This window comes from Alteromonas gracilis, assembly GCF_002993325.1.
In the GTDB taxonomy this organism is placed as follows: domain Bacteria; phylum Pseudomonadota; class Gammaproteobacteria; order Enterobacterales; family Alteromonadaceae; genus Alteromonas; species Alteromonas gracilis.
Genome location: NZ_PVNO01000025.1, coordinates 511,911 through 531,960 on the forward strand (window position 1 = coordinate 511,911; position 20,050 = coordinate 531,960).

The following is a 20,050-nucleotide window of genomic DNA, read 5'->3' on the forward strand; positions in this document are numbered from 1 at the left end:
CCGTTTGATATGAATAGACCAATGAACATTGTTATTGCCGGGGGCGGAACTGCCGGCTGGATGGCGGCTAACTATTTTGCACATAAATGGCCCTCGGACAAGGTTAAAGTAACTCTTGTTGAGTCTCCCGATATAGGCATTATTGGTGTAGGCGAGGGTTCTACACCGACATTAAAACGCTTCTTTGAAGAGCTAAAAATTAAAGAAAGTGATTGGATGCCTAAGTGTAATGCAACCTACAAAGTAAGCATTCAGTTTAATGGCTGGAGCCCTAGTTCCGGTGTTAAACATTATCGCCATCCCTTTATCTCTCAAACAGATACGTTTACTCAGCGTGCTTTTGAAGTGAACTGCCGTACCCGAAGGTTGGGGCTAGATACTCACGTTACACCTGAAGACTTTTTATTAAATGGCGTGTTGGCTAAGCAAAACAAGGCGCCGATAACTCCTGATAATTTTCCATTCAGAATGGAATACGGTTACCATTTTGATAGCGCATTGCTAGGCAACTATCTGCGTGATGTTGCGGTTGAAAAAGGCGTTACTCATATTAGTGCGGTAATCAGTGACGTAGTACTTCATCTTAGCGGAGACATAAGTCACCTTGTAACAGAAAAGGGTAACATTGAGGGAGATTTCTTCGTCGATTGCACCGGATTTTCTTCCCATCTATTGCAACAAACCCTAGGCGTTAAGTTCAATTCTTACTCCGATAACTTGTTTAATGACTCTGCGGTAGTATTACCTACACACGCTTACGAAACCATTCCGGTAGAGACGCAATCCACAGCACTCTCCAATGGTTGGTGTTGGTCAATACCACTACAAAACCGCACGGGAAATGGTTATGTCTATAGCGCTTCACATTTAACGAAAGACAAGGCAGAAGAGGAGTTGCGGCGGCATCTTGGACTTGAAAACAGCGATGTGGAAGCTAGACATCTTAAAATGAAAGTCGGGCAAGTAGCGCAGCATTGGCAGAAAAACTGTTTAGCATTAGGCCTATCCCAAGGGTTTATAGAACCGCTTGAGGCAACCGCACTTCATTTGGTACAGATTTGTATTGAGTATTTCTCCGATACACTTGAAAAGAGCGGCTTTTCTAGTAAAGAGAGCGCAGCTTACAATGCCTTTGCCAAAGAGCGTTTTGATCGAGTACGAGACTACATCGTCGCGCATTATAAGCTTAATACTCGTGATGACAGTGAGTATTGGCGAGCGAACAGAAATAACATGGTGTTGTCGGATTCACTCAAGTCTTTAATCTCTACATGGTTTCAACGTGAAGATCTCACCAGTGAGATAAATCGTCAGAATATTGGAATGCACTGGGACTCTGTATCATGGCATTGTTTATTTGCTGGATATGGCGCGTTTCCGCCTTTAGAGCAAAATCAACCAGGCCGTGGCGATTTGTACAGTGAGCAAAAAATTGAACGTTTTATTCAAGGCTGCGCGTTAAATTTTAAACATCATAATAATGTGCTTCAGACACAACAAAGCTAATAATGACAATCTTGAAAGCCAAGGACGGTTAGTAAGATTGTTATATTTATCCATAAGTAACTGCGCTGGCCTGCTTAGCCCCTGCATATAAATATTATAAAAAACAATAAATTCCGCACAATGTTTCATTTATGTTTAACAATTGTAAATGAATACGTATGCATAGCATTGCTCCCTTTTTATACAAACCAGTAGTATTTGGTGTTGAAGTATAAGAGGCATTTTTGGGTGTGGTAGTCCTAAAAATGTCGATAATAAACAAGGATGGGACACCAATGAAAACATTTAAACCCAGCACCATTATGGCGGCGCTTATAAGCAGTGGAGTTGCCTTTAGCGCTTTTCCTCTTTATGCACAAGAGTCACCTGACACACCTTTAGATGAAGTTGAACGACCACAGGAAGATACCTTAGAGCGTATCGAAGTGCGTGGTTTCAGCACTAGCTTGATTCAATCACTTAATCAAAAACGATTCTCGGACACAGTCTCTGAACAGATTTCTGCGGACGACCTTGGCGGGCTTCCTGACGTTTCTATGGCAGATGCACTGACACGTCTACCGGGTATCTCTGCTGTAAGAACCGGAGGACAAGCTGCCCAGATTAACATTCGTGGTCTATCAGGTGACTTCGTGTTTTCTACGCTAAACGGTAGAGAGCAGGTATCCACCAGCGGAAGTCGCGCCATTGAGTTTGACCAATATCCGTCCGAACTAATTAGTGAGGCAGCGGTTTATAAATCACCCAAGGCGTCGCTTATTGAAGGCGGTATTGCGGGTACAGTAGAACTGAAAACAGCATCACCACTGGCTATTGAAGAGCAGCATAAGTTCAGCGCCAACATGCGCGGTATGTACAACGATAGAGCATCAGAAATAAGCGATGCTACTGAATATGGTCACAGACTGAGCTTTTCCTATCAAGGTAAGTTTTTAGACGATACGTTAGGTGTGTCTTTGGGGTATGCCCGTCTATTCCAACCCAGCGTTTCAACGCAATTTATTGGTTTGGCATATAACGGTCAGGTAGATGTTGATGGTCTAGAAGGGGATACAGATGGGCCAGCAGATTGCCCAAATTGTGAACTTATCTCAGAAGGCTTTGAAATGCAGCACAAGGGCGGGGAAGAAACCCGCGACGGTTACGTGGCTGCGTTCGAGTGGGCGCCCATCGATACCTTTACATTAAAAGCTGATGCCTTTATCTCTAAATTTGATTCTGAAGCATTTGCCCGCGGTTTTCGCGTAAAGCTAGGCGGAATTAATGCTGGTATCACGAATCCCGTAGTGGTGAATAATAATGTCATCGGCGGTACTTTTTCACGCACAGACAATAGCTTCACCCGTGTTGAACTGGTTAACGACGACAATCAAGATTTCGACAGTGTAACCAACTTAGGTATTAATGCCAGCTGGGAAATATCACCCGATTTAGCGGTTCAGTTTGATGTATCCCGTTCAAGCGCTGAGAGCGACTTCAGGAATGGTTTACTGTGGTCGCTGGTTGGTGAAGACGCGACAGCAACCAACCCAGTTTTTGATGAAAACGTTCAAATATCTTATTTGCTGAATGGTTTGAATCTCCCTGATATCGGCTTCAATCAAACAGATGCCTTTACTGACTTAGACCGCGTTATGGTAAGTAAGTACGGTATTTATCCGTTTGAAAATAAAGATGAGCTAGATGCTTATCGTGTCGATTTTCAATATTATGTGGACGTGCCTATTATTTCTGGCTTTGAATTCGGCTATCGTTATTCAGACCGGGAGTACAACAACGATCGCTCGGTCTTTGAATACGGAAACGACAGTGCATTTTCAGTGAGCGAGCCGCCGCTTCGGCTGACGTCTGACATGGTCGAGCAAGTTGACTGGAGTGGTGACTTTGGCTACTTCCCAAGTTATCTTTCTGTTGATCTAGACAGTGCACTTAATGCATGGTTTCCAAGCGGTAGGCCTCAGCCTGTTCAAACATGGGGTCCGGGCGCAGCTGGTGTTATTAACGGGCCTGGCACAGGGCCCGCTACAGCATGGACACTGCAAGAAAGCGGAGATGTATTTGAAACGGTAAACTCGGCCTACTTAATGGCTAAGATAAATACCGAAATAGGCAGTATTCCTGTTACGGGAAATGTGGGTGTTCGCTACGTTAAAAGTAAACAGAGCTCAACAACGCTGCAGCGTGCTACCCAGCTAATTCAAGACTTAGAAACAGGCACGTCAGTTGAAGTTAGCGACCCTATCGCAGGTGCGCAAAATATTACAGACGATGTTGGGCTTATCAACAATTTCTATCGACCAGCCTTGATAAGTCATGAGTATTCAGACGTACTGCCCTCTATCAATCTAAATTTTAAGCTGACTGATGACACACAGCTTCGCGTGGCAGCAGCAAAAGTAATGGGTAGAGCGCCAATTAACCGTTTTGCGGCAAATGCATCTACTACCATTGAAACGGTTACTGCTTTCCAAGACAGAGATTCGGGTGAAATTACTTTATCGAACCCTACCGCAAGAGTTAGTGGTAATGCCCGTAATAGCCCCTACTTAGAACCGTTTTACGCCACGCAATACGACGTGTCTTGGGAGTATTACTTTTCAGATACAGAAGGTGCTTTGGTTATCGCTGGTTTCTACAAGGACATTGAGTCGTTTGTGGAAGACATTGAAATAGAGCCTTATGATTTTGAGGCAAACGGCATTGTTATTCCTGACAACGTTAGCGTTCCGGTTTACCTAACCCCAGAGTTTAACGGCCAAGAGGCTGAGCTTGCTCGCGATGAGAACGGCGATCCTATCTTCGTAACCGTTCCTACGGAAAATGGTAGCTACAGTACGGCAGTTAACAACGCTGAGGGCGGTTACATCAGAGGCCTTGAAGTCGCTTATACCCAAATATACAGCATGCTGCCTGGTTTGTGGTCAGGGTTAGGGGTTAGCGCCAGCTACTCTTACACCGAAAGCGAAATTCAGCGAACTCTCGGCGACGGCGTTTACGCTGCAAATTTACCTGGTCTTTCTGAGAACGTAGCGACGCTAACGGTTTTCTGGGAATACGAAGGTTTTGAAACCCGCTTGTCTAGTCGATATCGCGATGCGTTTGTTTCGCAACAGGTAGCGGTAAACGATCAAGTGGTTAACTTCGACGAAGAATTGGTTATTGATTACCAAGCATCGTACGAAATTAACGACAACTGGAGCCTACTATTTCAGGTTAATAACTTAACCGACGAGCCAACTAAGAGCTATTTCGCCTCAGAAGAGCAAACCGGCACTATTCAGTACTTTGGCACCCAATATTACCTAGGGATGACATACCAACTATGAAAAACAACATCCTAGGCAATTTATTTAGCGACTCGAAGGAACATTCGGTTGCCAACAATAGCGAAAATATTCAGGAGAATTTTATGTTTACTAAAAAGAGAGTAGTGCGCGCAGCGTTACTTTTAGTAGGCGCTTATACACTTGCAGGATGCGGAGGTTCGGGCGTAGAGTCTGGAACAAACGATTTACTTACCTGTGATGTGCCAAATGTTCCAAACGCAGCAGGTACGGCGTGTGAGCCGCCACCTCCTATTCAATGTGATGCACCGCTTGTTCCTAACGAAGCAAATGATGCCTGTGAAGCTGGTGCCGACCCAAGTCTCCCTGCTCCTGTATTTACTCCGTCATCTAATCAAGCTGTGCTTTACTATAATCGCGCGTCAGTGGATGCGGATAACTCAAGTAACGACACTGCCTACGAAGGTTGGAGGTTACATACTTGGAACAACGACGAGTGCGACGCTTATGCCGACGCCGATACGGATTGGGCAAACGGTCGTATTCATAGCGGCATCGATCCAAACTATGGTGCGTACTGGATCTTAGACCTTAAAGACGATTACGGAAGCTGTCATAACTTTATCATACACAAAGGCACTGATGATGCTGGAAAAGAGATGGGAGGTGGTGACTTCCAAGCCTCGCTTTTACAGGATGATGAAACCTTTGTGCGTATGAACTTTACGCTTTCTGGTGAACCAACGATCTTTGAATTTCCAATTATGTCCCTTGGTCCACAGCCGGTTGATATAGAAGGCTTTGGCGCTCATTGGTTAGATGCGAATACGATTTTATGGGACGTTCCAGAAACCGTTTCGCAAGTGAAACTTCACTACTCAGCACAGGCTGATTTAGAGAGCACGCTAGAAGAGGGTATTAACGGTACTCAAATAACGTTAATGAGTACAACACTTACCGAAGAGCAATCTGCACGCGCCCCTCACTTGTCTGCCATGCAGGCGTGGCAAGGCGAATGGTCAGTTGAAGACGCGAAAACTGTACTCACAACCCAGGCCGTTGTTGGTGGATATGATGCAGACGGTGAACTTGTAGCAGCAACCGGTATCCAATTAGCAAACGCCATTGACGCGCTGTACACGATGAGTGACGATGATGCTGACGAAGCACAGCTAGGTGGCATTTACACAGACGCAGGTATTACCGCTGCACTCTGGGCGCCTACTGCTTCGAATGTCGACCTCTTGCTTTATAACAACAAAACGTTAAGTCAGCGTATAGATATGCTGCGTGATGACGCGTCAGGTGTATGGCGTTATGAAGGCGATATGTCGCTAGATCGCCAGCTTTATCGCTACGAAGTTACGGTATATCACCCAATCACGGGTAAAGTAGAAACACTGCTTGTGACAGACCCATATTCTGTGTCACTAAGCACGAACGGCCGTTTCTCTCGCTTTGTAAACCTAGCAGATGATGATTTAAAACCAGAAGGTTGGGATACTCACACCATTCCGACGGTAGAAAATTATGAAGATGCGGTTATTTATGAAGGCCACATACGTGACTTTAGTGTGCGCGATATGTCTACGTCTGAACAAAATCGTGGAAAATACCTAGCCTTTACCGAAGAGGGAACGGCACCGGTTGAGCACCTTAAAAAGCTTGTAGAAGCGGGGTTAACCTATTTCCATATCCTTCCGGCGAATGACATCTCAACTATCGATGAAGACCCAACTAACACGGTGGATTTGTACGATACGGTGGGCAAACTTTGTCGCCTAAATAGCAGTGCTGCAGTATGTGAAGAAGAAAACGCGAATACACTATTAATTGACGTTTACAACTCATATGACCCGTTATCGCAAGCGGGTAAAGCCCAGCAGTTGACTAATGACTTACGCAATGTAGATACGTTCAACTGGGGTTACGATCCGCACCACTTCAATGCTCCCGAAGGTAGCTATGCGTCGAGTGCTGAAGGTGTTGAGCGCATCGTAGAGATGCGAGCGATGATCCAGGCACTTCATGAGATGGGGCTTCGTGTTGCACTTGATGTGGTTTACAACCACACCAATGCATCGGGTGTCTTCAGCAAGTCTGTTTTGGACAAAGCAGTTCCGGGTTATTACCACCGTTACGAAGTGGACACTGGCGCGATAGTGCGTGAAACGTGCTGTGATGACACCGAGCCACGCAATGTCATGATGGAAAAATTCATGGAAGATTCACTGCTTATGTGGACTGAGCATTACAAGTATGACTCGTTTCGTTTCGACATTATGAGCCAGGCAACCAAAGATACCATGGTACGTCTTCGTGATGCTGTGCAGGCTATCGATGAAGACAACTACTTTTATGGTGAAGGTTGGACCAAAATAGACCGCGGTTACGAGCAGGCGAGTCAGTTGAATATGGCCGGTACTGAGATTGGAACCTACAACGATCGAATTCGTGAAGCAATTCGCCAAGGCGCTATCTTTAGGCCGGAAGATGAAGGGCTATTAAGCGCGCAAGACCGTGTAAAAATGGGCATGATCGGAACGTTAAGAGACTATGTTTTAGAGACGTCTTCCGGCAGTGCTGGCGCAACCAGTAACTTAGGCGGCTATGCGGAAGACCCTGCTGATATCATTAACTACGTGTCTAAACACGATAATGAAACACTGTGGGACCAATTAAATTATACGCTTCCACAAGATATCACCCTAGAACAGCGGGTTCGCGCACAAAACGTCGCAATGGGTATTAACCTTGTTTCTCAGGGTATTCCATTTCTACAGATGGGCGGCGACATGCTTCGCTCAAAATCAATGGACCGAAACACCTACGACTCGGGTGATTGGTTTAATTATGTGGATTTCACATACGAGACTAATAACTGGAATGTGGGCTTACCGTTAGCACAAGACAATGAAACCCGCTGGGAAGAAATGGGGGAATTCATATATAACCCGAATCGTGCAGCGTCCACGGCAGATATTATGTTTGCCTCTGATGTGTTTGCAGAATTGCTTAACATTCGAATGACGAGCCCACTGTTTAGGTTAACCACTGCAGAGGAGATTATCGACCGTATTGGTTTCCACAACATTGGTGCACGGCAACAACGTGGTCTTATTGCGATGAGTATCGATGACGGCATTTCTGACGATAGCGAAGAGCCGCGTCAAGACCTAGACACGATGAATGATGCGGTAATGGTACTGGTTAACACGGGTTACGAAGAGAAATCGATTACAGTTAACACAGCAACTGGCTTTTCCCTTCACGCTACACAAATGAACTCAGTTGATGCTGCGGTACGCGGTGCAACCTTCGTTGAGGGTGAAGACGGTAACGGTACCTTTACCGTACCTGCGCTTACCATTGCTGTATTTGTGAAACCGCAGTCTGGAGCTCAAGGTTATGGGCTGTCAGCGTATGCCACGTCTGGCGCACCAGATGTAGTACCTTACGGCGATACCCTTGCTTACCTTCGTGGAGACATGAACGGCTGGTCAACGGATGATGTATTTACTTATCAAGGTGACGGTGTATATACGGCTACTGCTGCGCTTGAAGGCGGTGTAACTTATGGGTTCAAGTTCGCGTCTGAAGATTGGAGTACCGTTAACTTTGGTGCGGCAGATGGTGAAGAAGGTGCGGTAATTGCGGGTGAAGAAAAGGTTCTTGCGCGCACTAATACCAATCTTTCATTTACGCCAGCAACGAGCGCAACATATTTGTTCACTGTTGACGCGTCTGACAGTGAAGCGCCGATCTTAATGATTGAGAACGAGGAGCCCTTCGTTGGCACACCTGTGTATCTTCGTGGTGCAATGAACGGTTGGGGGACAGACGAGGAGTTCACTTATCAAGGTGGTCGTATCTATACCTTTGCTCGAGATATTGAGCCTGGCACTTACGAGTTTAAAGTTGCATCTGAAGACTGGAGTACAGTAAATTTTGGTGCTGTATCTGCCGATGATGCCGATCGTAATTTAGCGCCAGGTCAAACTCTTGGATTGGCTGCGACTAACGATAACCTTGTTCTAAATATTGAAACGGCCGACCGCTATGTCTTTGTGTTCAATGTAACTGACACGGATGCACCGACAATAGGTGTGTTCAAAGAAGCGTTTTGGGGTGACACTCAAGTCTATATCCGCGGTGGCATGAACGGATGGGGTGCGGTCGATATGTTTGAATATCAAGAAGAAGGTGTCTACACAGCTAACATTGAGTTGAGCGCAGGTAGCATCGAGTTCAAAGTTGCTTCTGAAGATTGGTCGACGGTAAACCTGGGTAATCCTAATGATGCCGCGAGTAACGTTGTCACGCCTGGCGAGCCAAAAATACTTGGAGGAAGCAATAACAATCTTATGATTGAAATTCCAGAATCAGGCCTTTATGAGTTCATGGTCTCAGGGCCAGATGGCAATGCTCCCACGTTAACGGTTACTAAAAAATAATCGTCTAAAGTAACACAACGTCGGTTTTTACTAACCGATTTAATAAAAACCGCGACCTAGTTCGCGGTTTTTTTACAGCGCCTAATTTTTTGGCATATCTCTTGATTCTTTGAAAGTGTTTGGCGTATAAAGGTGGTCGTACCAGATGGTTGGCGTATTTCGTAAGGAGATGAAAACATGAAAAAGGCATTAGTAGTAGAAGGTGGCGCGATGCGGGGAATTTTTGCTGCTGGGGTGCTCGATAAGTTCATGGAGCATGATTATCACCCTTTCGATTTTACACTCGGGGTCTCAGCAGGAGCGACTAATCTTTCTACCTATGTTTCGAAAATGCATGGGCTAAGCAAGACAATCATCACTCAATACGCAACAAAACGTGAATTCTTTAGTCCGCTTCGTTTCATCAAAGGCGGCCATATGACAGATGTCCATTGGTTGTGGCACCATTCAAAGCAATCAATGAATATTCCCGCTCCCGGTGAAAAGAGCAGTATGCCGCTTTATGTGGGAATAACGAATGCTGAGACAGGCGAGTGCGAATATATTCAAGCTACCAAAGATAACGTAGATGATCTTATGGTGGCCTCTTGTGCACTACCTACCGCATACAGAGACGAAATTTCAATAAATGGCGTTCGCTATTTAGATGGTGGTGTGGCTGATGCGATCCCCGCAATTCAAGCATACAAGATGGGGGCGAGGGATATTACTGTGATCCTTTCTCAGCCTCTAGGCTTCACCAAACCCGAAGTAAAGTCCGTTTGGTTAATGCAGAAAATGTATGGAGACCAGCCTGCCATACTAGACAAGATGCTTCAGCGAGCCGCCATTTATAACGAAACCCTCGATTTTCTGAATAATCCACCTGAAGATTGTACGGTTCGGGTGATTGCACCCGATGAAGCGTTCTGTGTAAAGCGCTTAACAATGGATAAGAAAAAGCTACTAAGAGGTTATGGTCAAGGAAGGCGAATGGCTAGACGCTATCTTAAAGCCGTTAAAAATACAATTGACGCCAACACCCGTAAATTTGCATAACGGTATTTACTAAATGCATATGCGCGTGTGTATGCTTTTCGCAACATCTGCGCCTATATTTAGAAATAAAAGAGACAGTTCTGACTGTGATTTAGAAAATACAGCGATTACAGTAATTTACTGTGTTACAAATAGGCAACACTTTAATTTCTTACGACTCTCCATCTTCCCCTTCGTTTTAAGAATTAATAACTATAAAAAAGTTAATAAACGTTAAGTGTATTGATAATTTTCAATCTATGAGCAGTATCATTCCTATTCTCCGTTCTTAACTCGCTGAAATATCATAACTTTCACTTTTGTCTATGATGCATCTGTAAACTTTGCAGGTAATGTGCAATATTTTCACGGTTATGGTGCGCAAATTGCTACTATTTATTTGTCGATAGTTATAAAACATAATACACAAAAAGCTAAAGCGCATATCAGAAACGGTAAATAAGATTTCACCTATACTAAAAAAGATAAAAGTGAAATCGGCTCTATTTTGCTAAAATTTGCGGCTTTTTGAATGCAAAACAAGATGTTTTGATTGAATAAAAAATAGTCGACAACGAAAAGTCTCACATTGAAATGTATATTAATTAATACTTAAGGCTATTTTTTGCTTTCGCATATAGCAGCTACTTGTCGTTCGTGTCAGTATCCGAAAATAGAAAAAACAAATAAAAATAAAACGTGAATATAGCAAAACAAAAAATTTCAATCGGGCTTGTAAACCCGAAAAATCCGGTAAATGTAGCTTCGATATTGCGCGCGGCGGGGTGCTATGGTGTCGCCAGTGTTTTTTACACTGGTGAGCGTTATCGTTTTGCGAAAGACTTCAATGCGGACACAAAAGCGTTCCATAAGGTTATTCCTACTGTCGGCGTAGATTGCTTGCGTGATGTAGTACCTGAAGGCGCGTCAGTGGTAGCGGTTGAATTAGTCGAAGGCGCAACACCTTTACCTTCGTTCAATCACCCAGAAAATGCATTTTACTTGCTCGGTCCTGAAGACGGAAGTATTGGCGAAGACGTGCTGTCATGGTGTGACCATGTTGTATATGTGCCAACTTATTCCTGTATGAACTTGGCGGCAACAGCCAATGTCTTGCTTTATGACCGATTAGCAAAGTCTGAATATATAAGCGGGGATGCGCTTATCAGACAGAGTAGAGATACTAACAATAAAACCAAAATTAGATAGACGTTAACCAAAGGCTGTCGTTGCGACCAGGAAGTTACCCACAGGCCTAATAATAATATCCAATATCAGGGGAGCTTTGTGTTGAAAACAAGAGCAATGAACACGGTTCGTGCTTTAAATAGCACCGTGTCAGATAAACTGAGACAACTGCCACGGCAGTTTACGAGACTATTAACTCGTCCACTTTCACTTGAAGAAAGCATTTCCAATTTCTTCTTTAGCCGTTATGAACTCGTGATCGCTAACGAAGAGAATGAAAAGCAGGTAAGTTATAAAACCCGTCATAAAGTGTATTGTGAAGAAATGAAGTTTGAGAAACAAAATGCGACGGCGTTAGAAAAAGATAAGTACGATGATCGTGCCATTAATTGTTATATAAAGCACAGGCCTACAGGAGAGTGTGCGGGGACGATTAGATTAGTTTTACCTACAGAGGCTGGGCTTTCACTTCCTCTTGAAGAGAAATGTGCTGAAGCGTTTGAAAACGGAGCGTTGTTACCCTCTAATCTCGACCCTCAGACGGTATGTGAGATATCAAGGCTAGCTATCCCACGAGAGTTCAGAGTGCGTCAAATGCGTACAAAAATTTTGCCTGCTGAAAAGCTAGAAAAGATTAAAAAGAAAAAAAGCACGCCCTTTAACGTAGAGCATTTTCCTTACCTTTCCATCGCACTTTACTTAATGGCAACGAGTGTTTGCCAACACCTTGATGTTAAGCATGCTTACGTGCTTATGGAGCCGAAACTTGCCAGAAGGATGAAAGCGTTCGGGATTAACTTTAATCCAGTAGGGGATGCCGTAGATTTCAAGGGCAAACGTGTTCCATACAGAGTGGCACCTTCTGTCCTGATAACTGAATTAGCTAAACCTCTGCAAGGTTTTTACGAAGCCATACATAAAGGGCTTCATGCTAAGCTCCAAGCTATCAGTGAGGTTTCAACGCCAATTGTTCACTCAGTACAACATACGCAAAAACCTTTGCGTATAGCGCAAGCTGCCTAGTGCGCAGTTGACGTTAGTTCAAACGAGCCGCCCTTACAGGCGGCTTTTTTATGTTTGAATACGTATGCATGTTTTTTAACATACATTTAACGCGTATCCTGTTGGCATTGCTTATTTTTTACAGTGAATACTATGCCAAATACAAAGTTGGGTTTTTGTCTTAAGCCTTTGTCCGTTGCTATGCTTTCATTAGGTTTAGTTGCGTGTTCTGGGCCGTCATCTTCTGTAGGTAGTCAGAAGGTTGAGGGCACACAGAATCAGCCTTCAACATCAAGTCAAAGTCGTGATATGTCACCGGTTACAGATAACATTGACAGGCAAGGTAAGCCCGTTGTTTACCAAGTTTTTACACGATTATTTGGAAATACAAATTCAAATAACGAACCTTGGGGCACGATTGAAAAAAATGGCGTAGGCAAATTTAGTGATTTCACGCCACAAGCACTCAACGCCATAAAGTCCTTGGGCACAAGCCATATTTGGTATACCGGTGTGCCACACCATGCAGTTATTAACGACTACACAAAGTACGGCATATCAAATGATGACCCTGATGTTGTAAAAGGCCGCGCTGGCTCTCCCTATGCAGTTAAAGATTATTACAACGTAAATCCAGATCTTGCCGATAATCCCGAAAAGCGATTAGAAGAGTTTGAAGCGTTAATTGAAAGAACGCACGCTGCGGGAATGAAAGTGATCATAGACATTGTGCCTAACCATGTTGCCCGTGATTACCATTCGCTTTCAGCGCCAGAAGGTGTGAGCGATTTTGGCGCTAACGATGACACTAATGTGGAATATGCCCGAGACAATAACTTCTACTATGTGGTGGGTGAGGCTTTTCAGGTGCCCAAAGCTGAAGGTTACCAACCTTTGGGCGGTGAAGTTCATCCATTATCTGATGGTAAGTTCGATGAGTATCCAGCTAAGTGGACGGGCAATGGCGCTCGTGCGGCCCAGCCAGATATAAATGACTGGTATGAAACAGTAAAGGTAAATTATGGTGTTAAGCCAGACGGAACTTATGATTTCCCGATTTTGCCTGATGAATACAGCGAAAAAACGTACGAAGAGCACGCAGCGTTTTGGGACGGTAAAGATCTCCCAGACTCGTGGTACAAATTCAGAGATATCGCTCATTATTGGATTGATAAAGGGGTTGACGGCTTCCGTTACGATATGGCGGAAATGGTTCCGGTAGAGTTTTGGTCTTTCCTAAATAGCAGCATTAAGCAGAGGGCGCCTGATGCGTTTTTGCTGGCAGAAGTTTACCAGCCAGATAAATATCGCGCTTATATCCAAAAAGGAAAAATGGACTACCTTTACGATAAAGTAGGCTTCTACGATACATTGAAAGCTATCATGCAGGGCAAGGGCGAAGTCAGTGAACTGGTAGCTGTTCATAAGGAAATCAGTGATATTGCGCCACATATGCTGCACTTTTTGGAAAACCACGACGAACAACGTATTGCTAGCCCTGACTTTGCTGGAAGTGCTGAAAAAGGCAAGCCAGCGCTTGCGGTGAGTGCGCTTATTAGTAGTTCACCTACACTTCTTTATTTTGGTCAGGACGTGGGCGAAGACGGTAGCGAAGAAACAGGGTTTGGCGACCCAACACGCACATCAATTTTTGATTACGTGGGTGTTCCTGCCCATCAGCGTTTTATGAACGGTGGCAAATTTGATGGCGGGAAGTCGACCGAAAGTGAAAAAGAATTGCACAACTTCTACAAAGACGTGATGACTATTGCTGCCACTCATCCTGCAATTACAGGTAAATATCAGAGCCTTCATGCGCTGAATTTAGGCGTAAGCAACTCAAAGTATACTGAAAAGCAGTTTGCTTTCGCACGAGTTAAAGATGAGCATGGTTTGCTGGTAATCTCTAATTTCGATGAAAATCCTACCGGTTTAATCAACCTCATCGTTCCCTCAGATTTAGTTGATGGTAGAGATGAAAGTATTGAGGTTAAAGCCTTACTTTCCCATGACGCTATAAACTTAGAAAAAGATGGCGTTAACTATCAAACAACATTGTCACTAGATGGATTAGAAACCAAGGCTTTTGCCTTCTAAATTTTCCTTTATTTACTGACACAGTAATTAACGACTTGCTTAGACTTTGTATACGCGAGGCACCCTATATTTTTCTATGGAGTCTCGTGAATACGTATGCAGACCATTGGTCAGTCAGCGCTAGCAAGGTAGTATCTCGTCATTACTTTATCTTTAACGTATTTTTAACATCGGTGTTAATGTGTTTAAAACTAACCGCGTAAGCAATGCTATCCACCTTAAGCGTAAGAACCCTCTTTTACTGTTTCTAGGCTGTGCTTTGTCACTTCACACAGTCTCTGTTTTTGCATCACAGCAGGAAGATATTAACGTCTATCCGCCTAACTGGTGGGTAGGTATGCAGCGGCCTGAGGTAGAGCTGATGATTGCAGGAGAGGATGTAGCCGACGACAAGGTTTCTGTTGCCAAAGGTAGTGTCAGAATAACAAAGTCAACGGCACTTGATAGCAATAATTACCTGTTCGTTACATTAGATACTTCAGCTGCAAAAGCGCAAGAGCTTGTACTGACGTTAACCGATGATGACGGTAGCAAACGAGATATTCGTTACTCGTTGAAAATGCGTAAAGATGGGTCCGCTGAAAGAAAAGGTTTTGGCCCAGAAGACGCCATTTACTTAATTACGCCAGACCGCTTTGCCAATGGTAACCTAAACAATGACAACGTAGATGGTTATAAAGACAAGGCTGACAGATCGTTCAAAGGAGGCCGTCATGGTGGTGATATTAAAGGCATCGCAGAAAACCTCGACTATATAAAAGAGATGGGTTTTACTCAGATATGGACAATGCCAATGCTTGAAAATGCCATGGAGAAATACAGTTATCATGGTTATTCGACAACAGATTACTATAATATCGACCCACGCTTCGGCTCTAATCAAGAATTTATCGCGTTTAGTCAGAAAGCCGACGAGCATGGGATTGGCGTGATCATGGACATGGTGCTCAATCATATTGGAAGCAATCATGCTTGGATGGAGGATATGCCCTCATCTGATTGGATTAACAACCATGGTAAGTTCGTAGGCACTACACATAAAAGGGAGTCTCTTCACGACCCTCATGCTATAGAAAGCGATGTAAAGGGCTTTAGTGACGGTTGGTTTGTGCCCACCATGCCCGATTTGAACCAGCGCAATCAGCACCTGGCTAACTACCTTATCCAAAATGCCATTTGGTGGGTGGAAACGGCAAATCTTAGCGGTATTCGTGTAGATACTTATTCGTACCCTGATAAGGCATTTTTAAGTCAGTGGACTAATCGAATCATGGACGAGTATCCGAAATTCAATATTGTGGGAGAAGAGTGGTCAGTAAACCCGGCCATTACAGCCTATTGGCAAGCGGGAAGTCAGCGCCACGACAACTATGACAGTGCGCTGCCGTCTGTTATGGATTTTCCTTTACAGGCAGCAGTGGTCGAGGCACTGAATAACGATGAAAGCTGGAATTCTGGTTTTATAAGCGTGTACGAAACGTTAGCGAGCGATTTCTTATACGGCGACCCAAATAATCTTGTTATTTTTCCAGACAACCATGATATGAGCAGGATCTATACTCAGCTTGGGCATGATAAAGAAAAGTGGAATATGGCAATGACGCTCTTACTCACCACCCGCGGTATTCCGCAAGTATTCTATGGAACCGAAATTTTAATGGGTAACGAGGGAAGCGACGATCACGGCATCATTCGTTCTGATTTCCCGGGCGGGTGGCCATCAGACAGTGCAAAGAATGCCTTTACTGGTAAAGGGCTTTCGGATGACGAACGTTGGGCACAAGACCGTATTAAAGCCCTATTAGGACTTCGTCAATCTCATCCTGAATTATTTAAAGGCGAGTTGAAACACTATGCGCCTGTTGACGGTGTTTACACTTATTTTCGCGTAGCGAGTGAATCAACTGATTCTCTAGCCGAATCTCCAGCCGACTCTTCAGCCAAAAAGCTTATGGTTGTACTTAATAAGGAGCCTGTAGATTTAAAACTAACAAAATACGCAAAGATGTTCGGTGCCAATGCTTCATTAAGACGTGTAAGTGACGGTGAAATCTTCAAAGCGTCTGATACCATAAGCCTTCCGGCAATGTCGGCGAATGTTTTCATTGTGCAATAGCCGTATTAACCAAATAAAACTATAAAAAGAGCAACATATGCAAACAACTCAACCACGCCTTTCTTTTTGGCAAATATGGAACGTCAGCTTTGGCTTTCTGGGTGTTCAATTTGGGTTTGCACTGCAAAATGCAAACGTTAGTCGTATCTTGTCCGATTTGGGAGCAGACCTTCATTCTCTCTCTTTATTTTGGCTTGTAGCGCCAATTATGGGGTTGATAGTACAACCTATTGTAGGGTCGGCATCCGATAGAACATGGAATCGCCTCGGTCGACGCCGACCGTTTATCTTAGCCGGCGCTATTGCAGCCGTACTCGGTATGATCTTGCTACCGAACGCCCCCATTTTTGTCGCATTTTTAGCGCCTATGCTGATGGGAGCATTGATGGTTGCACTTATGGATGCATCGTTTAACGTTTGCTTTCAACCGTTTCGTTCGTTGGTATCGGACATGGTTCCGCCTTCACAACGCAACGTTGGGTATTCAATTCAGTCGCTACTTATCAACATTGGTGCGGTGATAGGCTCTATACTGCCTTTTGTGCTAACCAATGTAGTTGGTTTAGAAAATACTGCGCAAATGGGCGAGGTTGCGCCTTCTGTAGTGTGGGCATTTTATATCGGTGCCACTGTGCTGCTTGGTACGGTAATTTGGACGGTAGTTCGAACAAAAGAGTACGCACCAGAGGAATACAATCGTTACAAAGGGCTCACCGATGAGGAGCCAGTGCACAAAAAAATGCCAAAGGCCCCGTTAGGTCAGCGTTTAAGCGAATTTTTCCGCCTGGTGAAGGATATGCCAAAAACCATGAAGCAGCTTGCAGTTGTGCAGTTTTTCTCTTGGTTTGCACTTTTCATTATGTGGGTTTACACCACGCCTGCCATTACACAGCATATTTGGAATGTAGATAAGCAGTGGTTTGATCCAGCTTATATTGCTGCTGCCCCTATGGTTCCTGAAGCCATAATTATGGCCAAAGGTGCTGCTGGCGACTGGGTTGGGATCTTGTTCGCCGCATATTCAGTGTTTGCGGCCATCTTCTCTATATTTCTTGCCAAATTAGCTGATAAGTTCGGTCGCAAAACGGTGTATGCCAGTTCATTAGCCCTAGGCGGCCTTAGCTATGTAAGCTTCTTACTATTCCAAGACCTGACAATGGTGAACGTAAACTTATTAATCACTGAAGTTACAGTGCCTTTAGGCGCGGTAAAATTACTTATTCCTATGATAGGTGTGGGTATTGCGTGGGCAGCGATCCTCGCTATGCCTTACGCCATGTTAGCGGGTGCATTGCCTGCTAATAAAACCGGTGTGTATATGGGAATTTTTAATTTTACCGTTGCTGCGCCACAAATTGTGTCGGGTTTGACAGCGGGCTGGATTCTAAGCAGCGTATTTGATAACGATGCTAAATACATCATCGTTGTTGCGGGCGTTTCCATGTTGATTGGCGCTGCGTCAGTATTCTTTGTAAAGGAAGCTGACAAACAAGAACTCGAAGCAGCACAAGGAGCTTAATTATGACCCTTAATCGCACTGCAGTTGCCTTAGCTATTGCCGGAATATTTTGTACGGCATGCACTAGCACATCGGCCCCCAAAATTGGCAGTACTGAAAATGCCGACAATTTCGACGTTGTGGGTACGAGTAACCCGTTCGCGAGTGAAGCGGTTTATTTTGTAGTTACCGATAGATTTGTTGACGGTGACCCTAACAATAACCATGAAAGTCAGGGGGGGGAACACCCTACGTGGCAATTGCCGCTTGAGGGCCCTGATGGCAAAAAAGCCTATGTTGGCTATATGGGCGGAGATTTACAGGGTATTTTGAATAACGCCGACTATATAAAAGACATGGGATTCACCGCAGTATGGATGACGCCAGTACACGATAATCCAGACTATGCGTTTAACGGCGATGAGCCGATTACTTACGGTGGTGCATTTAAAGACGGCGGTAAAACCGGATATCACGGCTACTGGGCAACAAACTTTTATAAAGCTGACGAGCACTTAGTTAGCGACAATTTAAGTGTAAGTGACTATACCGCGAAAATGCGTGAGCATGGTCTTAAGTCGGTATTTGATATTATAGCGAACCACGGCACGCCAAGCTTCACCATGGAAAAAGACTTACCGGGCTATGGTGAAATTTATGATAAGGATGGAAACTTAGTTGCTGACCATCAAAATCTTGCACCTGAAGATTTAGACCCTAAAAACAATCCGCTACATAGCTTTTTTCATAACTATCCAGATTTAGTAAAACTTTCTAATTTAGATGATGAGAACCCGGCGGTACGCGACTATCTCATAAACAGTTATCTGTATTGGATTTCTCAAGGTGCAGATGCGTTTAGAATAGACACTATCAGGCATGTTCCTCATACGTTTTGGCGAGAGGCATCTGACCGTATTCGTGAGCAGTACCCTAATTTCTTTATGTTTGGGGAGGCATTCGATTACGAAGCCAATAATATTGCGCAGCATACCTTACCCAAAAATGGCGGTGTCAGCGTTCTCGACTTTCCGATGCAAAAAGCCATGGTACGTGTTTTTGAAAAGCCACTAGAGAGTAATTTTGCTGACCTAGAGAAGGTACTTCACCTTACTCACGGCCCTTATCACAATGTTTATGAACTCACCACCTTCTATGATAACCACGATATGGCGCGAATGAATGCTACTGATGAAGGCTTTATCAATGCCCATAATTGGTTGTTTACGGTTCGCGGTATTCCGGTGGTTTATATGGGGTCTGAAATAGGCTTTATGCGCGGAACCGCTGAACATGCAGGCAATCGCAACTATGTGGGTCAAGAGCGCCTCGACCAAGCGAAAGATAATACTATCCAACAGGCGCTAACAAAAATTGCTAATGTTCGCAAAAAGACAGTTTCGCTGCAGCGCGGTGTTCAAGTAAATATCGAACTTAACGGCCATCGAGCGGCATTTTATCGTGTAATAGATAACGAAGATGCTCAAGAGACAGCACTAGTATTACTGAATAAAGGTAATTCACTGGAATCCTTCGATATTAGTGAATTCATGCAGTCTGGAAAATGGGTAGAACAACTAACTGGACAGACACTGACCGTGGCAAGCAGCGCTTCGTTAAAGACTACTGTTAAGCCTAACGGTGTACAGGTATGGGTGCGTCAAGGGGAAGTGGACAACCCTGATTTACTTGAACAAATTAAGTATCAGTTGGCTCGTCAATAGACATATACTTAATACAGCAAGACGGAAATTGGTTAAATATTGGACGTTGACACAAGTGTGCTTTGAACACTGAGTATAAGTGATACTTTCAAGCCAACTAAGAAATGTAATAGCTACGCGCACTTAAGTTGAAATCTGAACCTCAAAAAAAGCCCCGAATATTA

Annotated in this window: 10 protein-coding genes; all 10 read left to right on the top strand. The window is 44.2% G+C overall.

Going from position 1 to position 20,050, the window contains the following annotated elements:
* Window positions 1-9: 9 nt before the first annotated feature.
* The 10 genes from C6Y39_RS10830 to C6Y39_RS10875 all read left to right on the top strand — a co-directional run bounded on the left by C6Y39_RS10830 (window position 10) and on the right by C6Y39_RS10875 (window position 19,886).
* On the top strand, window positions 10-1,506 hold the full coding sequence (locus C6Y39_RS10830) for a tryptophan halogenase family protein (protein WP_105931251.1): 1,497 nt from the start codon (window positions 10-12) through the stop codon (window positions 1,504-1,506).
* Between the two features lie 275 nt (window positions 1,507-1,781).
* Window positions 1,782-4,832, top strand: a complete 3,051-nt coding sequence (locus C6Y39_RS10835; RefSeq protein ID WP_105931252.1) for a TonB-dependent receptor — start codon at window positions 1,782-1,784, stop codon at window positions 4,830-4,832.
* An 83-nt stretch (window positions 4,833-4,915) separates the two neighbouring features.
* A complete protein-coding gene (locus C6Y39_RS10840; RefSeq protein WP_167390649.1) occupies window positions 4,916-9,244 on the top strand; it encodes an alpha-1,6-glucosidase domain-containing protein in 4,329 nt (1,442 codons plus the stop codon).
* A gap of 177 nt (window positions 9,245-9,421) precedes the next feature.
* Window positions 9,422-10,282, top strand: a complete 861-nt coding sequence (locus C6Y39_RS10845) for a patatin-like phospholipase family protein (protein WP_105931254.1) — start codon at window positions 9,422-9,424, stop codon at window positions 10,280-10,282.
* Between the two features lie 678 nt (window positions 10,283-10,960).
* Window positions 10,961-11,470 (top strand): RNA methyltransferase, encoded by a 510-nt coding sequence (locus C6Y39_RS10850; RefSeq protein WP_105931255.1) that lies wholly within the window; start codon window positions 10,961-10,963, stop codon window positions 11,468-11,470.
* A 78-nt stretch (window positions 11,471-11,548) separates the two neighbouring features.
* On the top strand, window positions 11,549-12,472 hold the full coding sequence (locus C6Y39_RS10855; RefSeq protein WP_240618868.1) for a PEP-CTERM/exosortase system-associated acyltransferase: 924 nt from the start codon (window positions 11,549-11,551) through the stop codon (window positions 12,470-12,472).
* A gap of 132 nt (window positions 12,473-12,604) precedes the next feature.
* Window positions 12,605-14,548 carry an alpha-amylase family protein gene (locus C6Y39_RS10860; protein ID WP_240618869.1) on the top strand — a complete coding sequence of 648 codons (1,944 nt, stop codon included), beginning with the start codon at window positions 12,605-12,607 and terminating at the stop codon, window positions 14,546-14,548.
* Between the two features lie 181 nt (window positions 14,549-14,729).
* Window positions 14,730-16,664: a glycoside hydrolase family 13 protein gene (locus C6Y39_RS10865; RefSeq protein ID WP_105931257.1), complete on the top strand. Its 1,935-nt coding sequence runs from the start codon at window positions 14,730-14,732 to the stop codon at window positions 16,662-16,664.
* 37 nt (window positions 16,665-16,701) lie between these two features.
* On the top strand, window positions 16,702-18,183 hold the full coding sequence (locus tag C6Y39_RS10870) for an MFS transporter (RefSeq protein ID WP_105931258.1): 1,482 nt from the start codon (window positions 16,702-16,704) through the stop codon (window positions 18,181-18,183).
* Window positions 18,184-18,185: 2 nt separating this feature from the next.
* On the top strand, window positions 18,186-19,886 hold the full coding sequence (locus C6Y39_RS10875; RefSeq protein WP_105931259.1) for an alpha-amylase family glycosyl hydrolase: 1,701 nt from the start codon (window positions 18,186-18,188) through the stop codon (window positions 19,884-19,886).
* Window positions 19,887-20,050 lie beyond the last annotated feature (164 nt).